Source organism: Paraburkholderia sp. BR10936 (assembly GCF_040965735.1).
Classification (GTDB): Bacteria; Pseudomonadota; Gammaproteobacteria; order Burkholderiales; family Burkholderiaceae; genus Paraburkholderia; species Paraburkholderia nodosa_A.
This window is the reverse complement of record NZ_JBFRCM010000008.1, coordinates 89,615-110,184: the sequence shown is the minus strand read 5'-3', so window position 1 is coordinate 110,184 and position 20,570 is coordinate 89,615. Positions and strand designations below refer to the sequence as shown.

General features: G+C 65.3%; 17 protein-coding genes. 9 read left to right on the top strand and 8 right to left on the bottom strand.

Annotated elements, in window-relative coordinates; all coding sequences use genetic code 11:
• The first annotated feature begins 23 nt into the window (after positions 1-23).
• From AB4Y36_RS18520 to aroG, 3 genes are all read left to right on the top strand, one after another.
• Complete coding sequence (locus AB4Y36_RS18520; RefSeq protein WP_069267796.1) at positions 24-851, top strand: carbon-nitrogen hydrolase family protein; 828 nt, start codon at positions 24-26, stop codon at positions 849-851.
• A 149-nt stretch (positions 852-1,000) separates the two neighbouring features.
• Positions 1,001-2,467: a metalloprotease TldD gene (tldD, locus tag AB4Y36_RS18515; protein ID WP_069267797.1), complete on the top strand. Its 1,467-nt coding sequence runs from the start codon at positions 1,001-1,003 to the stop codon at positions 2,465-2,467.
• A gap of 426 nt (positions 2,468-2,893) precedes the next feature.
• The gene (gene aroG / locus AB4Y36_RS18510) at positions 2,894-3,967 is read left to right on the top strand and encodes a 3-deoxy-7-phosphoheptulonate synthase AroG (protein ID WP_069267830.1); all 1,074 of its coding nucleotides are present in this window, start codon (positions 2,894-2,896) and stop codon (positions 3,965-3,967) included.
• Positions 3,968-4,023: 56 nt separating this feature from the next.
• On the opposite strand, the gene AB4Y36_RS18505 is transcribed toward aroG, so the two are convergent.
• Positions 4,024-4,959: a glycosyltransferase family 2 protein gene (locus AB4Y36_RS18505; protein WP_368616780.1), complete on the bottom strand. Its 936-nt coding sequence runs from the start codon at positions 4,957-4,959 to the stop codon at positions 4,024-4,026.
• 405 nt (positions 4,960-5,364) lie between these two features.
• On the opposite strand from AB4Y36_RS18505, the gene AB4Y36_RS18500 reads away from it, so the two are divergent.
• Positions 5,365-6,561 carry a glycosyltransferase gene (locus AB4Y36_RS18500; RefSeq protein ID WP_368606744.1) on the top strand — a complete coding sequence of 399 codons (1,197 nt, stop codon included), beginning with the start codon at positions 5,365-5,367 and terminating at the stop codon, positions 6,559-6,561.
• Between the two features lie 29 nt (positions 6,562-6,590).
• Here the strand turns inward: AB4Y36_RS18500 and AB4Y36_RS18495 are convergent, their stop codons facing one another.
• A complete protein-coding gene (locus tag AB4Y36_RS18495) occupies positions 6,591-7,838 on the bottom strand; it encodes an oligosaccharide flippase family protein (protein ID WP_368683762.1) in 1,248 nt (415 codons plus the stop codon).
• 421 nt (positions 7,839-8,259) lie between these two features.
• Here AB4Y36_RS18495 and AB4Y36_RS18490 point away from each other — a divergent pair, with 421 nt between their 5' ends.
• Positions 8,260-9,573 (top strand): glycosyltransferase, encoded by a 1,314-nt coding sequence (locus AB4Y36_RS18490; protein WP_368683761.1) that lies wholly within the window; start codon positions 8,260-8,262, stop codon positions 9,571-9,573.
• 63 nt (positions 9,574-9,636) lie between these two features.
• Here the strand turns inward: AB4Y36_RS18490 and AB4Y36_RS18485 are convergent, their stop codons facing one another.
• Positions 9,637-10,800, bottom strand: a complete 1,164-nt coding sequence (locus AB4Y36_RS18485; protein WP_069267800.1) for an acyltransferase — start codon at positions 10,798-10,800, stop codon at positions 9,637-9,639.
• A gap of 313 nt (positions 10,801-11,113) precedes the next feature.
• On the opposite strand from AB4Y36_RS18485, the gene AB4Y36_RS18480 reads away from it, so the two are divergent.
• Positions 11,114-12,511, top strand: coding sequence for a hypothetical protein (locus AB4Y36_RS18480; protein ID WP_368683760.1), 1,398 nt, complete (start codon positions 11,114-11,116; stop codon positions 12,509-12,511).
• The gene (locus tag AB4Y36_RS18475) at positions 12,508-13,737 is read left to right on the top strand and encodes a glycosyltransferase (RefSeq protein ID WP_342947687.1); all 1,230 of its coding nucleotides are present in this window, start codon (positions 12,508-12,510) and stop codon (positions 13,735-13,737) included. The genes AB4Y36_RS18480 and AB4Y36_RS18475 overlap by 4 nt, the downstream gene beginning before the upstream one ends.
• Here the strand turns inward: AB4Y36_RS18475 and AB4Y36_RS18470 are convergent.
• On the bottom strand, positions 13,734-14,033 hold the full coding sequence (locus AB4Y36_RS18470; RefSeq protein WP_342947686.1) for a hypothetical protein: 300 nt from the start codon (positions 14,031-14,033) through the stop codon (positions 13,734-13,736). The genes AB4Y36_RS18475 and AB4Y36_RS18470 overlap by 4 nt on opposite strands.
• Between AB4Y36_RS18470 and AB4Y36_RS18465 the strand changes: the two genes are divergently transcribed.
• Entirely contained in the window at positions 14,023-15,165 is a 1,143-nt protein-coding gene (locus AB4Y36_RS18465) for a polysaccharide biosynthesis/export family protein (RefSeq protein WP_256094969.1), read from the top strand. The two genes, AB4Y36_RS18470 and AB4Y36_RS18465, sit on opposite strands and share 11 nt — an antisense overlap.
• A 96-nt stretch (positions 15,166-15,261) precedes the next feature.
• Here AB4Y36_RS18465 and AB4Y36_RS18460 read toward each other — a convergent pair whose 3' ends face one another.
• Positions 15,262-15,963: a putative colanic acid biosynthesis acetyltransferase gene (locus tag AB4Y36_RS18460; protein ID WP_368683759.1), complete on the bottom strand. Its 702-nt coding sequence runs from the start codon at positions 15,961-15,963 to the stop codon at positions 15,262-15,264.
• Positions 15,964-16,188: 225 nt separating this feature from the next.
• Between AB4Y36_RS18460 and AB4Y36_RS18455 the strand changes: the two genes are divergently transcribed.
• Complete coding sequence (locus AB4Y36_RS18455; RefSeq protein WP_368683758.1) at positions 16,189-16,845, top strand: hypothetical protein; 657 nt, start codon at positions 16,189-16,191, stop codon at positions 16,843-16,845.
• Positions 16,846-16,907: 62 nt separating this feature from the next.
• On the opposite strand, the gene AB4Y36_RS18450 is transcribed toward AB4Y36_RS18455, so the two are convergent.
• From AB4Y36_RS18450 to gmd, 3 genes are all read right to left on the bottom strand, one after another.
• A complete protein-coding gene (locus AB4Y36_RS18450; RefSeq protein ID WP_368683757.1) occupies positions 16,908-18,272 on the bottom strand; it encodes a glycosyltransferase WbuB in 1,365 nt (454 codons plus the stop codon).
• A 178-nt stretch (positions 18,273-18,450) separates the two neighbouring features.
• Entirely contained in the window at positions 18,451-19,410 is a 960-nt protein-coding gene (locus AB4Y36_RS18445) for a GDP-L-fucose synthase (protein WP_342947682.1), read from the bottom strand.
• 4 nt (positions 19,411-19,414) lie between these two features.
• The gene (gene gmd, locus AB4Y36_RS18440) at positions 19,415-20,533 is read right to left on the bottom strand and encodes a GDP-mannose 4,6-dehydratase (RefSeq protein WP_342947976.1); all 1,119 of its coding nucleotides are present in this window, start codon (positions 20,531-20,533) and stop codon (positions 19,415-19,417) included.
• Positions 20,534-20,570 lie beyond the last annotated feature (37 nt).

Sequence of the window (20,570 nt, the reverse complement as noted above, 5' to 3'; positions counted from 1 at the left end):
CCGAACCCAATCAAGATCTGCCGATGAGCGCTCCCCCCCTCGACCCGTTTCGCGTCGCCGCGCTGCAGATGGTCAGCACGCCCGAGCGCGAGCGCAATCTCGCCGAAGCGGACCAGTTGATCGCCGAAGCCGCCGCCGCGGGCGCGCGCCTCGTGTTGCTGCCCGAATATTTCTGCTTCATGGGTCACAAGGACAGCGACAAACTGGCGATCCGCGAGCCCCACGGCGACGGCCCCATTCAGCGTTTTCTCGCCGATGCCGCAAGGCGCCATGACGTGTGGGTGATCGGCGGCACGTTGCCGCTGAATGCGCCCGAGGAAACCCGTGTGCTCAATACCACGCTCGTGTTCGACCCGAGCGGCGAGGAGCGCGCGCGTTACGACAAGATCCACCTCTTCAATTTCGAAAAAGGCGCCGAATCGTTCGACGAAGCGCGCACGATCCGGCCCGGCGCCGAGGTGCGCACGTTCGAGGCGCCGTTTGGCCGTGTCGGCCTGTCGGTCTGCTACGATCTGCGCTTTCCCGAGCTGTACCGGCGCATGGGAGACTGCGCACTGATGGTCGTGCCTTCAGCGTTCACTTACACCACCGGCCGCGCCCACTGGCAGCTCCTGCTGCGCGCCCGCGCGATCGAGAACCAGTGCTACGTGCTCGCCGCGGCGCAAGGCGGCACGCACGAGAACGGCCGACGCACATGGGGCCACAGCATGCTGGTCGACCCGTGGGGCGAGATCGTCGACGTGCGCGACGAAGGCCCGGGCGTGGTGGCCGGCGACATCGACCTCGAGCGCATCGCCAGCGTGCGCGCGAGCCTTCCGGCGTGGCGTCACCGCGTGCTCGACTGCGCATGACGCGCGTAACGCATGCAACGCACGCGACGACTGGCCCCGCGAATGAACCCCATCGAATTCCACGCGAGTTCTCCGTTTAAGGCGCTTGATTTAGCAGCACCGCGCCCGAATCTCCATTGACAGACTTTATCGTTGATCCCACAGAGCGCATGAACATCATCGAACCCGGCATCCGCAATCTGGCGACCGCGAAGGACCTGCTCCTCACGCCCTACGGCCTCGACGAGGCAGTGCTCACGCGCACGCTCGGCGAGATCTTCACGCATCGCATCGACTACGCCGACCTCTACTTCCAGACCACGCGCAGCGAGGCCTGGAGCCTCGAGGAAGGCATCGTCAAGTCGGGCAGCTTCAGCATCGACCAGGGCGTCGGCGTGCGCGCCGTGTCGGGCGAGCGCACCGCTTTCGCCTACTCCGACGACCTCTCGCCCGAAGCGATCCGCCAGGCCGCCATCGCCACGCGCTCGATCGCCAAGGCGGGCGGCGGCAAGCAGAAGATCCAGGTGGCGAAGTCGCTCACGGGCATTACGGGCCGCGATCTGTACCTGCCCTCCGACCCGTTGAGCTCGCTCGACGCGACCGAAAAAGTGAAGCTGCTCGAGCGCATCGAAGAGATGGCGCGCGGGCGCGATCCGCGCATCACGCAAGTCATGGCCGCGCTCGCGGGCGAGTACGACGTGGTGCTCGTGGCCCGCAGTGACGGTGCGCTCGCCGCCGACATCCGCCCGCTCGTGCGCGTCTCGGTCACGGTGATCGCCGAGCAGAACGGCCGCCGCGAGATCGGTAACGGCGGCGGCGGCGGCCGCTACGACTATGGCTATTTCACCGACGACCTCCTGTCGAAGTACGTGGACGACGCCGTGCATGCTGCGCTGGTGAACCTCGAAGCGCGCCCGGCACCCGCCGGCGCGATGACCGTCGTGCTCGGCCCGGGCTGGCCCGGCGTGCTGCTGCACGAGGCGATCGGCCACGGCCTCGAAGGCGACTTCAACCGCAAGGGCTCGTCGGCGTTCGCCGGGCGCATTGGCGAGCGGGTAGCCGCGAAGGGTGTGACCGTGGTCGACGACGGCACGCTGCCCAACCGCCGGGGCTCGCTCAATATCGACGACGAAGGCAACCCTACGCAGTGCACGACGCTGATCGAGGACGGCATTCTCAAGGGCTACATTCAGGACTCGCTGAACGCGCGCCTCATGAAGATGCCCGTGACGGGCAACGCGCGCCGCGAGTCGTACGCCGCGCTGCCCATGCCGCGCATGACCAACACGTACATGCTCAACGGCGACAAGGACCCGCAGGAAATCATCGGCTCGGTGAAGAACGGTCTGTATGCCGTGAACTTCGGCGGCGGTCAGGTGGACATCACGAACGGCAAGTTCGTGTTCTCGGCCTCCGAAGCCTACATGATCGAAAACGGCAAGATCACCTACCCCGTGAAGGGCGCGACGCTCATTGGCAGCGGCCCGGAATCGCTCAAGTACGTGAGCATGATCGGCAACGACATGCGCCTCGATTCGGGCGTGGGCGTGTGCGGCAAGGAGGGTCAGAGCGTGCCGGTGGGCGTGGGTCAGCCGACGCTGCGCATCGACCGCATGACGGTTGGCGGCACGGTTTAAGCGGTTGGCCTGCACGCATTCCATGCACGGCGATGCGGGAATTCCGCATCGCTATGCGGATTTTCTGCACATGAGTCGTTATTTGCGCAGATAGTCCGCTTTTTTACCGCACCCTGCTTGCCAGCCACGAGACGGCCGGGTTATAAAGGCAATCACCCTTTCGACGTAACGAACGTTCAGACAAGACCCGCCATGTTCGCCACGAAGTTTTATTTTTACTTCTTTTGGTATCTCAGACCGCTGGCGGATCGAGAGGGTTGATAGTACGCGCAGGACCCCGAACACACGAGAAACCGCCAGCCAAGCCTGGCGGTTTTTTTTCGCCCCGCAGTTTCGACAACAGTTGCGAGCCGCACCTTCATCTAACCGAATTTGAAGCACCGTCCGAACGACGCACGCTACGCACAGGATCAGGAGAAAACGACCATGCCCCCGCACAACACCGACGATGTCCGCATTCGCGAACTCAAGGAACTCACGCCGCCCGCTCACCTGATCCGCGAATTCCCCTGCTCGGAAGCGGCCTCCACGCTGATCTTCGAATCGCGCCGCGCCATGCACCGCATCCTGCACGGCATGGACGACCGCCTGATCGTCATCATCGGGCCGTGCTCGATTCACGACACGAAGGCCGCGGTCGACTACGCGAAGAAGCTCGTCGAAGAGCGCAAGCGCTTCAAGAACGAACTCGAAATCGTGATGCGCGTGTACTTCGAGAAGCCGCGCACGACGGTGGGCTGGAAGGGCCTCATCAACGACCCGTTCCTCGACAACAGCTTCAAGATCAACGACGGTCTGCGCACCGCGCGCGAATTGCTCGTCTCGATCAACGAGCTGGGCCTGCCCGCCGGCACCGAATATCTCGATATGATCAGCCCGCAGTACATCGCCGACCTCATCTCGTGGGGCGCGATCGGTGCGCGCACAACGGAATCGCAGGTGCACCGCGAGCTGGCTTCGGGGTTGTCGTGCCCGGTCGGCTTCAAGAACGGCACGGACGGCAACGTGAAGATCGCCGTGGACGCGATCAAGGCCGCCTCGCAGCCGCACCATTTCCTCTCGGTGACGAAGGGCGGCCACTCGGCCATCGTCTCGACCGCGGGCAATGAGGACTGCCATGTGATTCTGCGCGGCGGCAAGACGCCGAACTACGACGCGGATAGCGTAAACGCCGCGTGCAGCGATATCGGCAAGGCGGGTCTCGCCGCGCGACTCATGATCGACGCGAGCCACGCAAACAGCTCGAAGAAGCACGAGAACCAGATTCCGGTGTGCGCCGACATCGGCCGCCAGGTGGCGGGGGGCGACGAGCGCATCGTCGGCGTGATGGTGGAGTCGCACCTCGTGGCGGGCCGCCAGGACTTGAAGGAAGGCTGCGAGCTGACCTATGGCCAGAGCATCACCGATGCGTGCATCGGCTGGGACGAAAGCGTGGGCGTGCTCGAAGGGCTCGCGCAAGCGGTGAAACAGCGTCGCATTGCGCGCGGTTCGGGCAACTGAGCGCCGCACGCATCGGAGCGCGCGGTGCGGTCATTTAATGCCGCGCTGCGCGTGAATCAAAGCCGCTCTGCGCGCTCGGGCCGCACCGCGCCGATGCACAGATCGGCAATCCCGATCACGTTGCCGATGAGCCTGCCGCGCCGGTCGAGATGCGCCTCCGGGCGCACCGACTTCACGCAGTTCATGCTGAGCGCACGCAGGATGTTGCTGGTCGCTTCCTTGCGCGACATCACGCCCTTGTTGCACAGGTACATCGCGTTGACCACCTGCGAATAGCCGAAGCGGCGGCCCGAAACGCGCCCGCCTCGCAGCCCGAGGTGCACGCCGAGCAGATAGTCGCAGTACACGAGCCCGCCACGGCGCGCGAGGCGCCGCGAGAAGTCCTTGTCTTCCAGCCAGCCGTACAGCACGAGACGCTCGTCGAAGCGCAGATCGGCGATGGCCTGCGCGCGGCACGCCATGTTGCAGCCATACAGTTCCACGCAGGGCCGCAGCGGCGGACGCCGCATCACTTCGGCTTGCGCGCCATCCACGAGCGCGATGGCTTCTTCCCATGCGATCGGTTGCGTGTTCGCACCGTCGCGCAGCGTGCGGCCCGAGACGCCCACGAGATTCGCGTCGCTCTCGAACAGCTCCACGCACAACTCGATCCAGTGACACTCGGGCGCGAAGTCGTCGTCGAGGAAAATCACGATGTCGATGTCCGGCGCAAGCGCGTCGAGCGCGCGATTGCGCTGCACGCTCGAACCCGCCGTGCCGATGATTTCGTTCACGCGCAGACCGTTGGCATCGTAAGGTCCGATGTCGTCTGCGCTGCTGCCCGAAAGGATGATCTGATCCGGCCGCACGGTTTGCCGCGCGAGCAGGCGCACGACCCATGCGGTGGCGGTTGGACGGCCCTTGGTCGCGATCACCACCGCGACGCGCATGCGCGCCTTCGCGCCGTTCGCGGCCACGGAAGACGCGAGATCATCGGTAGCGAGCGTTGTCATCGGTTTCTCCGCATTCCGGTGGTCGTTTCGACTCGAACCGAGGTTAGCACGAGGCCTTCGCGCCGCCAGTCGGGCCGGATTCAAGTTGTCCGAAACGATCTATTCAACGACCGATTCCAACTGTTTGTGAACAAGCACGCATGCGGGGCGTAGTGCGCCGTGTCTGCATGGCCGCGTACGGGCGAACCTTTTACCGCTTCTTTTTTCCGTTAATAAAATCCGCATTTATTGCACTTTTTCTGCGCATTTATCGATTACGCATCACCCATAGCGCGGCACCCCACGGTAAATTCGTCCAATAGCAATTTTCGGATTCCTCTTTTGATAAGACTCGCCTACAACTGCTAAAAGAGATTCGCGCAAATATGACCGACTAGCCCGCCCCACCGGAAAGATCCTCTCAACATGACTGCGTCGACACGTCAGAGCCAGCCAGTGGAACACGAGATCATCTCTTCCGGGACAACGGTTTGCGAAACCGAATCCGGCGCGCGGCTCAAACGCCCCGTGGTCTTCTACGTGCAGCCGTTGATCGCGCGCTATCGCATCGAAGTCATCGAGTCGCTAAACCGTCTTTTCTCCGTCAAGGTGTTCGCATGCTCCGAGGGCGTGGAGGCCAACGGCTTTTCGCGTGAGAAGCCCGAGTGCGACGAATTCGTCGAAACGCATATCGCGAGTTTCGCGGGCCTGCCCTCGCGGCGGATTCGCCTGCAAAGCCGCGTGCTGAGCCGCATCGTTTTCGAACGTCCCGATGCAGTCCTGATCTTTGCAGACGTTCGCTATCTGTCGCTGTGGCTCGCGCTCCTCGCCGGACGCGTCATGCGCGTGCCTGTGCTCATTCACGGCCAGGGGCTCTACCGGCACGAGAGCGCGGGGCTCGTGCGCACGGTCTGCTACCGCCTCGCGGTCGCGCTCGCCGTGCGCTACGTCTGCTATACCGAGGCTTCACGGCGCTCGCTCGTTGCCATCGGCTGCCCGCTCGCGAAGCTCGTTGTCGCGAACAATGCCCTCACGGTCTCGTGCGGCGTGGAGCCTGCCACCAAGACGGGCGCCGAGAGCGGCGTGCTGTTCATCGGCAGGCTGCGCGAAGGGTCGGAGATCGAACCGCTCATCGACGTGGTCGGGCAGCTTCATGCCGATGGCAACGACATCACGCTCCACGTGATCGGCGACGGCGAGCACGGCGAGCGCCTGAAACGCAAGTACAGCGATCGCAACTACGTGGTCTGGTATGGCGCGGTGTTCGACGACGACGCCATCGCGACCATCAGCCGGCGCTGCCGCGTGGGCTGCTATCCCGGCTCGGCGGGCTTGAGCGTCGTGCACATGTTCGCGTTGAGCCTGCCGCCCATCGTGCACGACCGGCTGCCGCTGCACATGGGCCCGGAGCCGGGTTATGTCGAGGACGGCCGCAGCGGCTTTTTCTTCGCGCGCGACGGCGGCAAAGGAGCGCTTGCCGCCACGCTGCGGCGCATCTGGTCCATGCCGCCCGACGAAATGCGCGCAGCCGCGACCGCCGCGCACGCGGTGTACTGCCAGCTCAACTCGCCTACGCTCGGACATCAGCTCGCCGAGATCGTCGAAGCAGCGCTGCGCGCCTGAATCCCGCTTGAGTCCCTCTGCGCTCAGGCTTATTTCTGCCGCGAGACGCGATACAGCATCCATGCCGCGCACGAGGCCAGCCCGACGGTCATCGACCATGCAACGCCCGTCACACCCCACAGGTGCAACGAAGGCGGCACGGACAGGACGAGCGCCACGACCTGAAGCAGCGACGCCACCGTGACGGCGCGCGCGTCGCCAACCGCGCGCAGATACGAAGCGAGCACCGAGTTGAGCGCGCTGATCGCCATGTTGATGACGAAGATGCGAAAGAGCGGCACGGCCGACAGCCACGCGGCGCCGAGCACGAGCGAAAAGAGCGGCTCGGCGGCGAAGCGCAGTACGATCACCACGCACGCCAGCCCCGCCACGGCGATCATGAGATAGAGACGAAAAAGCCGTGCGGCCGATTGCGGACCGCCGCGATGATGCGCGGCGAACGTGGGGAAAAGATACTGCGACAGAGCGAGCGCGGCGTCGGCGAGCAGCATTTGCGCGAGCTTCGAGGACATCTGCCAGGCGCCCAACTGCGTCGGCCCGAGCAGCTTGCCCACCACCACCTTGTCGAACTGGTTGGTGATGAGAATGATCACGCTGCTCGCCCAGATCCAGCGGCTGAAGCCCACGTAATGGCCGATGCCCGACCAGCGCAGCCGGATCGGCGGATGCGGCGAGAGCGCGATCCACGTGACGACACTCTTGAAGGCCTCGCCGATCATCATGCCGAGCAAGAGCGAGTACGGACCCGCCCCCGCGAGTGCGAGCCCGATGCCGAAAGCGCAGTCGAGACACGAGGACGAGATTTCGATCGCCGCAATGTGCTGGAAGTGGCGCTCGCGCTGCGTGATGAAATACGCGGGCGAGGCGAGCCCGCGCAGGAGCGGGAGCAACGCGGCGAGTTGCACGAGGCCGATCGCGCCGCCCAGGTGGAACTGCGCGTCCATGAGCGGCGCGCTCGCGACGAGCAGCAAACCGATCAGCAGGCCCCGCGTGGCAAGCGTGGTCCAGACGGCGCCGGCCTCCGCGCGCGTGGGCGGCGACTGGCCCTGTATGACGGCCTGCGCGAGGCCGGTATCGGAGAGCGCTTCGGCAATCGCGACCGCGAGCAACGCGACGCTCGCGAGACCGATTGCGGACGGCCCAAGAATGCGCCCGATCACGAGGAACTTGACGGCCACGAGGCCGCGCACGACGACCTGCTGCAGCAACACCCAGGTTGCTGCGCCGGGTCCGAAGCCGGCCTTGATCGGTATGGCTGGCAGCCGCATTACGCGCAAAATGCCTCTCCTGTTGTCGATCTCTGAGTCGGAGCTTTCGCCCCTTTTCCCAGTTCCTTTAAACATGTTTGGGAACGCGTTTTTGCCACCCGTTCTGGACCTTACCGCGCGGCGGCGTACAGGACGCGCCATCTACCAGGTGGAATCAGACGGGGCGGCCATCCGCGGGGCGGCCATCCGCGGGACGGCCATCCGCGGGGCGGCCATCCGCGGGACGGCTATCCGCGGGACGGCTATCCGCGGGACGGCTATCCGCGGGACGGCCTCTCATGGAAAGCCAATGCGCGCGGCAGCAATTCACGAATTTTCTGGCAATCGGCATATCCCCAGGTTTTTTCGGCCACTCTGCCCCGCAATCTGGCGCATGCCGCTTGCGCACCGCTGCTATTTTGTTCGTAATAATGCTCATCGGGCCGCCCGCATGGAAAACGTGTCGATCGCCAGATATCGCAATGCCGCCCCTAACAGCCCGGACTCCGCCGCACTGTGCGACGTCGAGGCCGATACACTCGTGACGTCCGCGCCTGCGGACACCCGTGCGTCGGTTGGCGGCGACTGGATCGCCGTCATCGAGCCGAACTTCACGGGGCACCGCTGGCGCTACGTCGAGTGGATCGCCCAGGCGTGCGTGGAAGCCGGGCACCGCTGCCTCGTCGTCACTGATAACGAGTACGCGGACCATCCGCTCGCGCAGCGCATCGTGCGCGAAGCGCGGCCCGATCTGCGCCTCGTGCTGCTCGACCTGCATACGGTTCCGCCTGGCCCGCATTTCGCCGCGAGCGTGTACATGCGCTTTCGCAACTTCTATGCGCGCGCGTTGCGTGAGGTGAGCAAAACGATGCACGTGCGGCTCGTCATCGCGCCCTACGCCGACTACTTCTTCTACACGCTCGCGGGGTTCGACTCGCCATTCGGCGAGACGCCGTGGATCGCGATCGTCATGGGCATGACGTTTCATCAGGCGCGCATCGGCTTGCGCACGCCGCGCCGACGCTTCGTCGACCTGGCCAAGTCGGCGCTGTTTCGCCGTGCCATGCGCTCGCGCGGGCTGCGCAAACTCTTCACGATCGACCCGACGCTGCCCGACTGGTTCGCGACCACGAAGCCGCAGCGCGCGGCGCCGCTCAGCTACCTGGCCGACCCGTTTCCCGAAATCGAAGCGATGGACCCCGTGTTCGCGCGCGAGCAGCTGAAGCTCGGCGCGCATACGCGCTATCTGCTCGTGTACGGCGCGATCGGCGAACGCAAGGGCATTCGCGAACTGATGCTCGCGCTCGAGCACAAGCCCGACGCGCCGTGCCTCGTGATCGCGGGCCAGCAGGACGACGAAACGCGCGCGTTCATCGACGCTCACGCACCGCGGCTCGCGAGCGCGCCGGTGATCTACAACCAGTTCATCTCCGACGAGATGGAGCGCGAACTCTTTTCCGCCTGCGACGCCGTGTGGCTCGGCTACAAGCAGCACTACGGCATGAGCGGCGTGCTGGTGCAGGCGTACCGCTTCCGCAAGCCCGTGGTGGCGAGCGCTGACGGCCTGATCGGCTGGTATTGCCGCGACGGCGCGCTCGGCCCATTGCTCGACGACCTCGAGCCGGCCACGATCGCACGCGCGCTCGATGTACTCGCCGAGCGCTGGCGCGCAGGTGCGAACGCCGTGCAGCCCACCGGCGAACACCTCCTTTCGTGCAATACGCTCGAGCAGTTCAAGCGCACGCTGCAGGCCGCGATAGCGTGAACGCTCGCAGGAACGCCGTTAAATATTGAGCAACCCGAACCAGTCCGATCCAGTCACGAAGGATCACGCAATGCCTTCGACCTTGTTGTCGGCCGCACTCGTGTCGGGCCGCTCGGCGGGGACGGCTCCGCGCATGTCGGGGAACATCGCGTCGCGCAGACGCAGGAACGGGAACTCGACGGCTCGCGTGGTGAGATAGCCCAGCACCGAGGCGATGAAGAACTGCGCGACGATCACGACTGGCCAGGCGGCGAGCGGCGGCACACCGAGCGCGCTTGCCTTGTGGATCAGATAGTCGCCGGGCGCGAGCGCGAGCGAGTGCCAGAGGTAAATGCCATAGGAGTACACGCCGAGCCACGCGAGCCCGCGATACACCCACGTCGTGCGCAATCCGCCCGAATGTTCGAGCACGAGCATGATGAGCGCGCAAAAGCCCACGGCCTGTATCGTGTAGCCTACGCTCTCGTCCAGAGCGACGTCGGGCGTCGCGAAGATGAGCCAGGCGAGCAGCAGCCCCACCACGCCGAACAGCCAGCGCTTCTTCGCGACGAGCAGGCGCCAGAGATCGGGCTTCATCCAGTAGACGGTCGCGAGAATGACGCCGACGAGCAGGCTGTCCATGCGGTACTGCGTGTAGTTGAACGCCCCAACGAGGTCGCCATGGGATACCGCGATGCAACGCGCGCTCAGGACGACTACGCAGAGGCTGGCCATCACGGCGATCAGCGCATTCGCGCGCAGCCGGAAGTGCGCGAGCAGGATCAGGAGCGCGGGCAGGAACAAATAGAAGTGCTCTTCGACAGCGAGGCTCCACGTTTGCGCGATGGAGGTGCCGAAGTAATTCTGCATGTGGGTGAGGTTCTGCCAGAGGAACGTATCGGACCGATGGCGGCCGGCAAGCAGGTGAAAGAAAATCAGCGCGTAATACGCGGGCCAGATCTTGAAGATCCGTCGCACGATGAAGCGGCGCGCGCCTATGCGGCCCGTTTGCGAATATTGGCGCAACAACAGCCCGCCCACCAGGAAGCCGCTTAGTGTGAAGAATAGATTGACGCCTTCGTGGCCGAAGCTCTTCAGCGGGTACTCGAGCACTTTCACCCAGGGATGGCCCGTGTGCACCGTGTGGAAGTGATAGCCCATCACGACGAAGATCGCGACGCCACGCACGAAGTCGAGCTCGACGGAACGCCCTTTCGTCGACAGTCGCACTCCGTGTAGCAGCTTCATGACCTTTCCCTCGCTACGTCCATGCCGGATTCTTACGCAAGGCAGACGATGAAAAATTTACTCCTGCCGGCCCCATCATGGACACAGGCGCCGTGCAGCGTGCGCCAAGTTCCCTTCCTTGTCGGCCAGGTGTGTGGGCGAAACCACACGTGAAATCAGAATTTTTTTCCTGCCGCCACAACCCTGCCGGTTCCCGCCACGCGCATGCGCAAGCCACTTGCGGCGTTTTATATTGAGTCGAGCCAACGCGTGCGGCGCGCATGTATTTTGCGCAACGTATGCGACCCTATGCACCGCACCGGGAGAAACGCCGATGCGAAACAAACATGCTGCACTCTGGCTCTGGGTGTGCCTCGTGCCTCTTGCTTTCGACTATAAGGCACCGGACTCCCAGTTCGGCCACAGCGCGCAATGGCTGGCCGTCGTTCCGGCCCTGGCTGGCGCGCTCATTCTCGCGTTGATCGGCCCGCGCTTCGCGCGTCCGACGCGGCTGCGCTCGTTCGTGACGGGCGCGCTCGTCGCCAGCCTCGTCGGCAGTCTCATTGCGCAAATGCTGCAGCACAATCCTGTCGGGCAGTACCTGCGCGTGATGCTGCCGTTCCTGCTGTTCGCGCTCGGGTACTGGGCCATGTGCCGCCCGTGGCACATCATGCGCGTCATGCAGATGCAGCGTGCGCTTTATTACGCGATGGTGATGGGCCTCGTGTTTACCTTCTTCTTCGGCTTGCTGGCAGTCGGCGGGCCGCTGGCCGACATTCGGTTTCGCATCGTCTCGCCGACCATGCTCGCGCTGCAGGCCATGCTGCTGCACCAGTTCATCGTCGCCCGGCGCTTCAACATGACGATGGTACTCGTGTTCCTCGCCACGCTCGTCGTCGAATTGTTGAGCGTCACGCGTAGTTTGCTGATCGCGACCATCCTGCTCGCCATGTTTGCGGCGTGGCTCGCCTCGCCGTCGCTCAGTCATCTGATCAAATCGTTTTTCCGCACGGGCATCGCGCTTTCGTTCGTTGTCGCGCTGGGCGTGGGAACGGCGTGGCTCTTCCCGTCCATCACCGAACACTGGACGCAGCGCGTGACGGCCGCGCAGAACGCGGAGTCCGACCGCGATCCGACCACGGTCACGCGTATTGCGGAGATGCGCGACCAGTACGACCAGGTCACCGAATCGGTGGATTCGGTCCTGTTCGGCAAGGGTTATGGGCACCTCTACCGCTACTCGCCGATTTACTACCAGTACGTGAACCAGACCTTCAGCAAGGACGATTACTTCAACACCAGCGACTGGGTGGCGGGCCACAACTTCTGGGTCTACCAGCTCTACGCCGAAGGTATCGTGTTCGGAGGCTGCATGCCGCTTGCGGTGATTGTCGCGCTCATCGTCGCGGGCCGCGCGTTCAGACGCTGGCGCCGCATCGCGCCGCGTCACCCGATGCTCATGCCGCTCAGCATGGCGCTGCTCGTGCTCGCCGCGCTGCCGGGCGCGTCGATCGGCGGCAATCCGCTCGGCACGCGTTTCTCGGGCCTCGTCTACGGCCTCGCGCTCGGGCTCATCGTCGCGCTGTATTCGCAGCTTCATTACCGCATTGACCTTCAACGCAAGCGCCAGCGCCTGCATCCGTCCTACGGGCGCGAACCGGCCTTCCAACCCACGGCGCCCGCGGCGGCGCCGGCGCCGCTCAACACGTATGCGACTCCGGAGCCCCGATGAAAATCCTGCACCTCGTTTCCACGGTCGACCCCCGCTCGGGCGGCCCGATTGAGGGCGTTCGCCAGAGCGGTCTCGCGATGACGGCGCTCGATCACCAGATCGAAGTGGCGTCGCTCGATCCGATCGACGCGCCCTATGTGCGCGAATTTCCGCTCCCGCTGCACGCGCTGGGGCCGGGCCGCGGGCACTACGGATACTGCCCCGGCTACGTGTCGTGGCTGCGCGCGAACGCGACGCGCTTCGACGCGGCGATCGTGCACGGACTCTGGCAATACCACGGCTTCGGCGCGTGGCGCGCGCTGCGCCACGCGCAGGTGCCGTATTACGTGTACACACACGGCATGCTCGATCCGTGGTTCAAGGCCACCTATCCGGTCAAGCATCTGAAGAAGTGGGCGTACTGGCCATGGGCCGATTTCCGCGTGCTGCGCGACGCCTGCGCCGTGATCTTCACGACCGACGAAGAACGCCTGCTTGCGCGCGAATCGTTCTGGCTGTACCGCGCCAATGAGCGCGTCGTGCCGTTCGGCACCAATGCGCCCAGCGAGGACCCGGAAACGTTGCGCGAAGCCTTCCTGCAGGAGTCGCCGCATTTGCGCAACAAGCGCATCGTCCTGTTTCTCGGGCGTCTGCACCCGAAGAAGGGTTGCGACGTGCTGGTTCACGCGTTCGCCGAACATGCGCGCGAAACGCCGGATGCGCATCTGCTGATCGCGGGGCCCGACAAGGGTAACTGGCAACCCGCGCTGCAGGCGATCGCGCAGTCGCACGGCATCGCACATCGCATCAGCTGGCCGGGCATGCTGCAGGGCAACCTGAAGTGGGGCGCGTTTTTTGCTAGCGACGTGTTCGTGCTGCCGTCGCACCAGGAGAACTTCGGCGTTTCCGTGGCGGAGGCGCTGGCGTGCGGACTGCCCGCACTGGTTTCGGACAAGGTAGGCGTCTGGCGCGAGATCGACGAGGACGGCGCCGGGTTCGTTGCGCCCGACACGGTCGCCGGCACGCAGCGCAACTTTGCCTCATGGCGGGCGCTCGACGAGCGCGCGCGCGACGCGATGCGCGCTCAGGCCCGGCGCACGTTCGACGCACGCTTCGCGATGGATGGCATGGTGCGCTCGCTGCTGGGCTTGTTGCAGGAACATCCTTTACACGCTGGCGCGCGATTTCGCCCAGGGCGCCCGATGAGCGCCATGGCGCAGGGCGAGCCCGCGGAACAGGCTGATTAAATTGAAAAAAGCGGCATCAAATTCAGATAGCGGAAATGGTAGGGATTGGCAGGGGTGACGAAGCAACGCAGCTGAAGCGTCATAACGAGTCGAACGATGAACCCGCGTTGCACTTTCGTGGCGATGTGCGAATCCTGTGAGTAAGGGGGCAACACTATGTTAAACAGCAGACCTGATTGTTCGGGCGGCGAGACCGTCGACGTAACCGCGGCGCAGCCTGTGAAGCAGCCCGCGCGCAGTTTGCGCAGATTATCGGCGGGCCGCGCACGGGCGGCCCTGGCGGCGATGGCGACCATGGTGACGGCTGCGGCCCTGCTGGCGGGCTGCGCGCTCTCGCCTGGCATGCAGGCGCCGTCGAGCGTCACGCAGGCGAAGGCCGCGACCGACGCCGCCCGTTCAGGCGGAAAGGGTGATCAACCGCCGCCAGGCGCGCTCATCGAGATCAACAACGAACTGGTCGCGAAGGAAGCCGCAGCGAGACCGTCGAATGTCCCGGCAAACGTCGAGACGCTGTTCGGCACGCCCAAGCCCTACACGCTCGGGCCCGGCGACGTGCTGAGCATCGTCGTGTGGGATCACCCCGAGATGAATCTGCCGACGAACGGCGGCGGCGGCGGTGGCAGCGGGCAGCAGGACCAGAGCGCGAGTCAGGTGCAGTCGGGCTATACCGTCGACTCGTCGGGTGCGATCCAGGTGGCGTACGTGGGTCCGATCCACGTGGCGGGGCTCACCGAGATGCAAGCCCGCGACCTCGTGTCGAAGAAGCTCGCCTACTACCTGAACAAACCCCAGGTGACGCTGCGCATCGAGTCGTACCGCAGCCGGCGCGTATACGTGGACGGCGAAGTGCGCACGCCCGGTCTCATGGTGCTCAACGACATGACGATGTCGCTGCCCGAGGCGATCAACCGCGCGGGCGGCTTCACGGCGAACGGCGACCGCTCGCGGGTTAGCGTCACGCGCGGCGACAAGACGACCATGGTGAACATTCCCGACATGATCAAGAAGGGCGTGAACCCGGACAAGATCCTGCTGCAGAACGGCGACCTCGTGCGCGTGTATTCGGCGAACGAAAGCCGCGTGTTCGTGCTCGGCGAAGTCGGACACCCGGGGCCCTTGCCGTTCGATAACGGCCACCTCTCGCTGAACGACGCGCTAGGCAACGCAGGCGGCGTCAGCCAGGGTTCGGGCGACGCCTCGCAGGTGTACGTCGTGCGCGGGCAGAAGGAGGGACACCGTCAGGTCTTCCACCTCGACGCGTCGTCGCCGGAAGCCATGGCCACGGCCGACGAGTTCGAGTTGCAGCCGAACGATGTCGTGTTCGTCGACGCGTCGGCGCTCGTGAAGTGGAGCCGCGTCATCAACCTGATCCTGCCGAGTACGCAGGCGGCCGCAGCGGGCCGGGCGGTGGGTTACGGCGGATATTAGCCGGCGGGGTTCGTATGAGTATGAGCATGAGCAGGCCTTCGGGCCTGCTCATGCGTTGAATGAATCTGCTTGAAACGAGCCAGCTTCGCGCGGCCCTTATGCCTTGGGCGGCTCGCCCTCCTCGAAACGCCAGCGGATAAAGCGGCACGGATTGCCGCCATACACGCCGCCGGCTTCCAGCGAACGATGCACGACCGAGAGCGGCGTCACGACCGCCGAGCGCCCAATCGTCACGCCCATCTGCACCACGCATTTCGACGAGACCCACGCACCGTCCTCGATCACGATCGGCGCGACGTGCAGGTCCATGTTCGTGCGCATGTCGTGCGAGCCGGCGCTGAGAAACGCGCCCTGCGAAAGGCAGACGTTCGAGCCGATGCGGATGGGCGCCTGGTTGTAGATCCAGACGTCCACGCCGATCCAGCAGTTGTCGCCCATTTCCAGATTCCACGGCGCCTTCACGCGCATGGGATGGACGAGGCGGCAGCCCTGGCCGACCTTCGCGCCGAACAGGCGCAGCAGGCCTACGCGCAGCGCGGAGAGCGGCAGCAGACGGTTGTCGAGCACCCAGGCCTCGACCAGATACCACGCGGCCTGCATGAGCTTGCCCCGGCGCGCGACGAAGTTGCCCTTGCCCGCACGACTCAAATCGATCACGCGGATTTCCGCGGCTCGCGCGTCGTTTGCGGCTTGTGGCGGTACGACGCCTGCGGGCGGCGCTTCGCCCGCTCCATCCCTACGGCCGGCCGCGCCGACGTTCCCTTTGCGGGCCCCTAGACCTTCGACCGCTTCCGTCATGAACGCTCCTTGCCCATCCGGGTCGGTTCCTGTTGGCTTCCTGCGGATTGCGCCTGGCGGCCCGCATAACGGGACGCATCAGGCCACGATTTCATTATCGGGCGGCCACCGCATCGCCCCATACGCGTGGCCGACACGGCAGGGGTTTTGGCGCAGCGGCGCGACGCGCGGTAGGCAACATGAAGGCTTGACGCCGCATCGTTCGCGGCGCGCGGGATCAATGCCATGTCCAGTTTTTCTCATCATCGATTTGCGCCTTATGTACTCGCCGCCGCGCTGCAAGCTGCGTGCGCCGCCTGGCCGTACGCGGCATTTGCGCAGAACGCCCCGTACGGCGCCGGGGGCTCCCCCGCTACCGCGAGTGACCAGAGTCGCCAGGGCAGCCAGGGCGACACCCGCACGGGCGCCGTGCAGCGCCAGCAACAAGACGAACAGCGCCTGCTCGGCGGTCCGGGCACTTCCGACAACCCGTACAGCGTGACCCCCTACAGCAGCAATGGCGCTTCGCCAGACGACGCGCGAGACGCGCTCACGAACGAAAAGCACATGCACGTCGTGACGCCTGGCGATTACGCGGCGAGCGCGGTGAGCGCCAACGGTGGCAGGGGCGACAGAAGCAGCACTTCGAGCGCAGGCGGGAGGGGCGCCGCGAACCACGGCAGGATCGGCGCGAACGGCATGTCGCGCGCCGGCAATGCGGTGGCGAGGAGCACCGCTGGGGCCGGTGCGGGGGGTCCTGCGGGGAAAGGCCGCTCGACGGCTGCCTATGACTACGGCGCCAGCCAGACCTCGCCAACTGCGCAGGTCTATGGCAATCCGTATGGCAGCCCGTACGGGTCGCCGGACCAGTCCAACTCCGAACTCTACAAGTCGCCCTGGTAAGCCTCCGCCAGCGGTCCGGGACAGCCCAAGGCCACCATCATCGCGGCCTTGGGCGCAGTCGCTCATACATCGGACTGCTCGACCTCCGGCAACGTGGATCCGCCTTTGCCTGCCTGACGCGCAGGTTGCTGCGCCGATGCAGCGCCACTTGCCGCGGTCTGCGGCTCGACCTGCGTCTGGCCAGCCGGCTCGGCGACTTCACCTGCCAGCCCGGCAAGTCTCGCTTCGAGCACGTCGAAGATCGCTTGCGGTGACAGCATGCGCTTCGCGTAGCGACGCGCGGCATGGCCAAGCTCGGCGCGGCGCGCGGGGTCGCCGGCCAGATCGACGATCGCCGCAGCGAGCGCCCCGCTATCCTCGGGCGGCACCACAATCCCGTGGTCCGAGACCACGTCGAAGAGACTCGTGCCGGGCCGCGCCATGGCGACCACCGCACGGCCGCTCGCGAGCATGCCGGTGAGTTTCGAGGGCATCACGAGGTCGGCAGCGTCGGCGCGCTGCGGCAGCACGTGGATATCGGCCACGTTCAGCAGCTCGTTGAGCATCGAAGACGGCTGCAGCGGCAGCACGTGACAGTTCGAGAGCGGCTCGCAACGCGCCATCAGCTCACGCTTGGCCGCGCCGTCGCCGCAGAACACGAAGCTGATGTCGGGCCGCGCGGCGAGCGCCGTTGCGACGTCCGCGAGAATTTCGATGCCCTGCTTCGCCCCCATGTTCCCCGAGTAGAGGACGACGGTGTTGTCCTGCGGGATACCGAGGCGACGCCGGAACGCGCTCGGATACGGCAGCGGGAAGATCGTCTGGGTGTCGACCCAGTTCGGCAGGCACACGGCGCGCGCGGCGTCCACACCCTTGTCGATGGCGCGCTCGACCATGCGCTCCGAAATCGACGAGACGACGTCGAAGCGCCGCAGCAGCCAGCGTTCGCCGGCAAGGGCCGCGCGCCCGAGACGCGACCCCTGGCCGCCGCGCAGCAGCCCGAGGTCGAATGCCGCATCGACTTCGAAGTCCTGAATATGCAGCCAGCTGCGCGCGCCGACGGCACGTGCGAGCATGAGGGCGCCGGGCGCGCAGAAGAGCGTCGGCACGATCAGCATGACCGCCTCGGGCCGCCACGCCGCGAGGCGCGCGAGAAGCGGCAGCGACGAGAGCGCGAAGCTCGCCAGATGCACGATGCGTTTGAAGCCGCCCTGCCGGGTCGGCACCCACAGCGGCGCTCGCGAGACGCCCACGCCGCGCAACGTTTCGCGTTGATAACGCCCCGCGCGATAGCCTTCATGCACGCGCCATTGCGGGTAATAAGGCGGCGCGCAGATCACGCGCACCTCGTGGCCGTGCGCCGCGAGCAGCTCCGCCATTTCGGCTGTGTATTTGCCGACGCCTGTGACTTCGGGCGCGTAATTAAGTCCGTAGATCAGGATTCTCATTGCGTTGCTTCCGTCCCTGAACTGCTGTGTGCCGCTTTTAATCGTCTCGCGCGCCGAGCGAAAAAAAGCGGGCGTCGTGCATCCGGTCCGCGCACGACGCCCACCACCAACCAGACGCCTGTTCCCTTTCGTCCTGTTGAGCCGATTGTTTAAAAGCCATCGGTCCCGTCAGGCCACGTCAAGCCCGCATGCCCGCCTCGTACGCCGGCGCGGCATGGGTTTGCAGAAAATCGTCGTAGGTGCGGGCGAGCCCCTCCTGGAGGCCAATGTGCGCGTGCCAGCCCAGGTCGCCCAGGCGCGACACGTCGAGCAGCTTGCGCGGCGTGCCGTCGGGCTTGGTCGAATCGAATACCAGTTCGCCTTCGAAGCCCACCACGTCGCACACGCGCTGCGCGAGGTCGCGGATCGACAGGTCCTCGCCGACGCCGACGTTGTACACGCCGTCGCCGGTCTCGTGCTCGAGCACGAAGATCGTCGCATCGGCGAGATCGTCGACGTGCAGGAACTCGCGGCGCGGCCTGCCCGAACCCCAGACGGTCAGCGTGCGCTGGCCGTTGCCGCGCGCCTCGTGCGCCTTGCGGATCAGCGCGGGCAGCACATGGCTGCTGCCGAGGTCGTAGTTGTCATTGGGGCCGTACAGGTTGGTCGGCATGAGCGAGACGAAATGCGTGCCGTACTGGCGGTTGTACGCTTCGCAGAGCTTCAGGCCCGCGATCTTCGCGATCGCGTAGGCCTCGTTGGTCGGCTCGAGCGGCGAAGTGAGCAGATAGTCTTCGCGGATCGGCTGCGGGCATTCGCGCGGATAAATGCACGACGAGCCGAAGAACACGAGGCGCTGCACGCCCGCGTTGTACGAGGCCCGGATCACGTTGGTCTCGATTGCGAGATTGTCCCAGGCGAACTGTGCGGGCTGCGTCGAATTCGCGAGGATGCCGCCCACGCGCGCGGCCGCGAGCAGCACCGCGTCGATGTGCTCGCCTTCGAAGAAGCTGTTGACCGCGGCCTGGTCCGTGAGGTCCAGTTCGGCATGTGTGCGCGTGACGAGGTTCCAGTAGCCGTTCGCCTGCAGCGCGCGCACGAGTGCCGAGCCCACCATGCCCCGGTGGCCAGCCACGAAGATTCGGGAGTTCTTGTCCATGCGTTCACTCGTGATGTTCGAGGGCCCTGAAACCGGCCAGCGTGACGAGTGCGTCGCGCCGGGCAGCCTGATAGTCGGCGCGCACCATTTCCTTGACGAGCGCCTGGAACGTGGTAACCGGCTTCCAGCCCAGCTTCTCCTGGGCTTTCGAGGCGTCGCCGAGCAGCGTCTCGACCTCGGTCGGGCGGAAATAGCGAGGATCCACGCGCACAATTACGTCGCCCGGTTCGAGGCGGATGTCGCGCGATTCCACATGGTCGACAATGCCGACCTCGTCCACGCCGCTGCCCTCGAAACGCACGGTGATGCCCAGCTCCTCAGCCGCCGCGCGCACGAAGTCGCGCACGCTGTACTGCACACCCGTTGCAATCACGAAGTCCTCGGGCTGCTCCTGCTGGAGCATGCGCCACTGCATGTCGACGTAGTCGCGTGCGTGGCCCCAGTCGCGCATGGCGGAGAGGTTGCCGAGATACAGCATCTTCTGCAGGCCGACCGCGATGCGCGCGATGGCGCGCGTGATCTTGCGCGTCACGAACGTCTCGCCACGCTGCGGCGACTCGTGATTGAAGAGGATGCCGTTACACGCGTAGATGCCGTGCGCCTCGCGATAATTGACCGTGGTCCAGTACGCGAACAGCTTCGCCACCGCATAGGGACTGCGCGGATAGAACGGCGTGGTCTCGCGCTGGGGCACTTCCTGCACGAGCCCGTACAGCTCGGAGGTCGATGCCTGATAAAAGCGCGTTTTCTGCGTGAGGCCGAGAATGCGGATGGCCTCCAGAATGCGCAGCGTGCCGAGGCCATCCGCGTTCGCGGTGTACTCGGGTTCCTCGAACGACACCGCCACATGGCTTTGCGCAGCGAGGTTGTAGATTTCATCGGGTGCAACGCGCTGGATCACGCGCAGCAAGGCCGTGGAATCGGTCAGCTCGCCGTGATGCAGCTGAATGCCGGGTTCCGGGTCGTGCACGTCGCGATACAGGTGATCGATGCGGTCCGTGTTGAAGAGCGACGAGCGCCGCTTGATGCCGTGCACTTCGTAGCCTTTGTTCAATAGCAGTTCTGCCAGATACGAACCGTCCTGACCGGTGATACCGGTGATCAACGCAACCTTGCGAGCCATCGCCATCGTTCTCTCCTCGCGTGAGCGAAATGGGATT

Coding starts and splice junctions, on each gene's coding strand:
- AB4Y36_RS18520 (WP_069267796.1), top strand. CDS start 24: ATGAGCGCTCCCCCCCTCGACCCGTTTCGCGTCGCCGCGCTGCAGATG.
- tldD (WP_069267797.1), top strand. CDS start 1,001: ATGAACATCATCGAACCCGGCATCCGCAATCTGGCGACCGCGAAGGAC.
- aroG (WP_069267830.1), top strand. CDS start 2,894: ATGCCCCCGCACAACACCGACGATGTCCGCATTCGCGAACTCAAGGAA.
- AB4Y36_RS18505 (WP_368616780.1), bottom strand. CDS start 4,959: ATGACAACGCTCGCTACCGATGATCTCGCGTCTTCCGTGGCCGCGAAC.
- AB4Y36_RS18500 (WP_368606744.1), top strand. CDS start 5,365: ATGACTGCGTCGACACGTCAGAGCCAGCCAGTGGAACACGAGATCATC.
- AB4Y36_RS18490 (WP_368683761.1), top strand. CDS start 8,260: ATGGAAAACGTGTCGATCGCCAGATATCGCAATGCCGCCCCTAACAGC.
- AB4Y36_RS18485 (WP_069267800.1), bottom strand. CDS start 10,800: ATGAAGCTGCTACACGGAGTGCGACTGTCGACGAAAGGGCGTTCCGTC.
- AB4Y36_RS18480 (WP_368683760.1), top strand. CDS start 11,114: ATGCGAAACAAACATGCTGCACTCTGGCTCTGGGTGTGCCTCGTGCCT.
- AB4Y36_RS18475 (WP_342947687.1), top strand. CDS start 12,508: ATGAAAATCCTGCACCTCGTTTCCACGGTCGACCCCCGCTCGGGCGGC.
- AB4Y36_RS18465 (WP_256094969.1), top strand. CDS start 14,023: ATGGCGACCATGGTGACGGCTGCGGCCCTGCTGGCGGGCTGCGCGCTC.
- AB4Y36_RS18470 (WP_342947686.1), bottom strand. CDS start 14,033: ATGGTCGCCATCGCCGCCAGGGCCGCCCGTGCGCGGCCCGCCGATAAT.
- AB4Y36_RS18460 (WP_368683759.1), bottom strand. CDS start 15,963: ATGACGGAAGCGGTCGAAGGTCTAGGGGCCCGCAAAGGGAACGTCGGC.
- AB4Y36_RS18455 (WP_368683758.1), top strand. CDS start 16,189: ATGTCCAGTTTTTCTCATCATCGATTTGCGCCTTATGTACTCGCCGCC.
- AB4Y36_RS18450 (WP_368683757.1), bottom strand. CDS start 18,272: ATGAGAATCCTGATCTACGGACTTAATTACGCGCCCGAAGTCACAGGC.
- AB4Y36_RS18445 (WP_342947682.1), bottom strand. CDS start 19,410: ATGGACAAGAACTCCCGAATCTTCGTGGCTGGCCACCGGGGCATGGTG.
- gmd (WP_342947976.1), bottom strand. CDS start 20,533: ATGGCTCGCAAGGTTGCGTTGATCACCGGTATCACCGGTCAGGACGGT.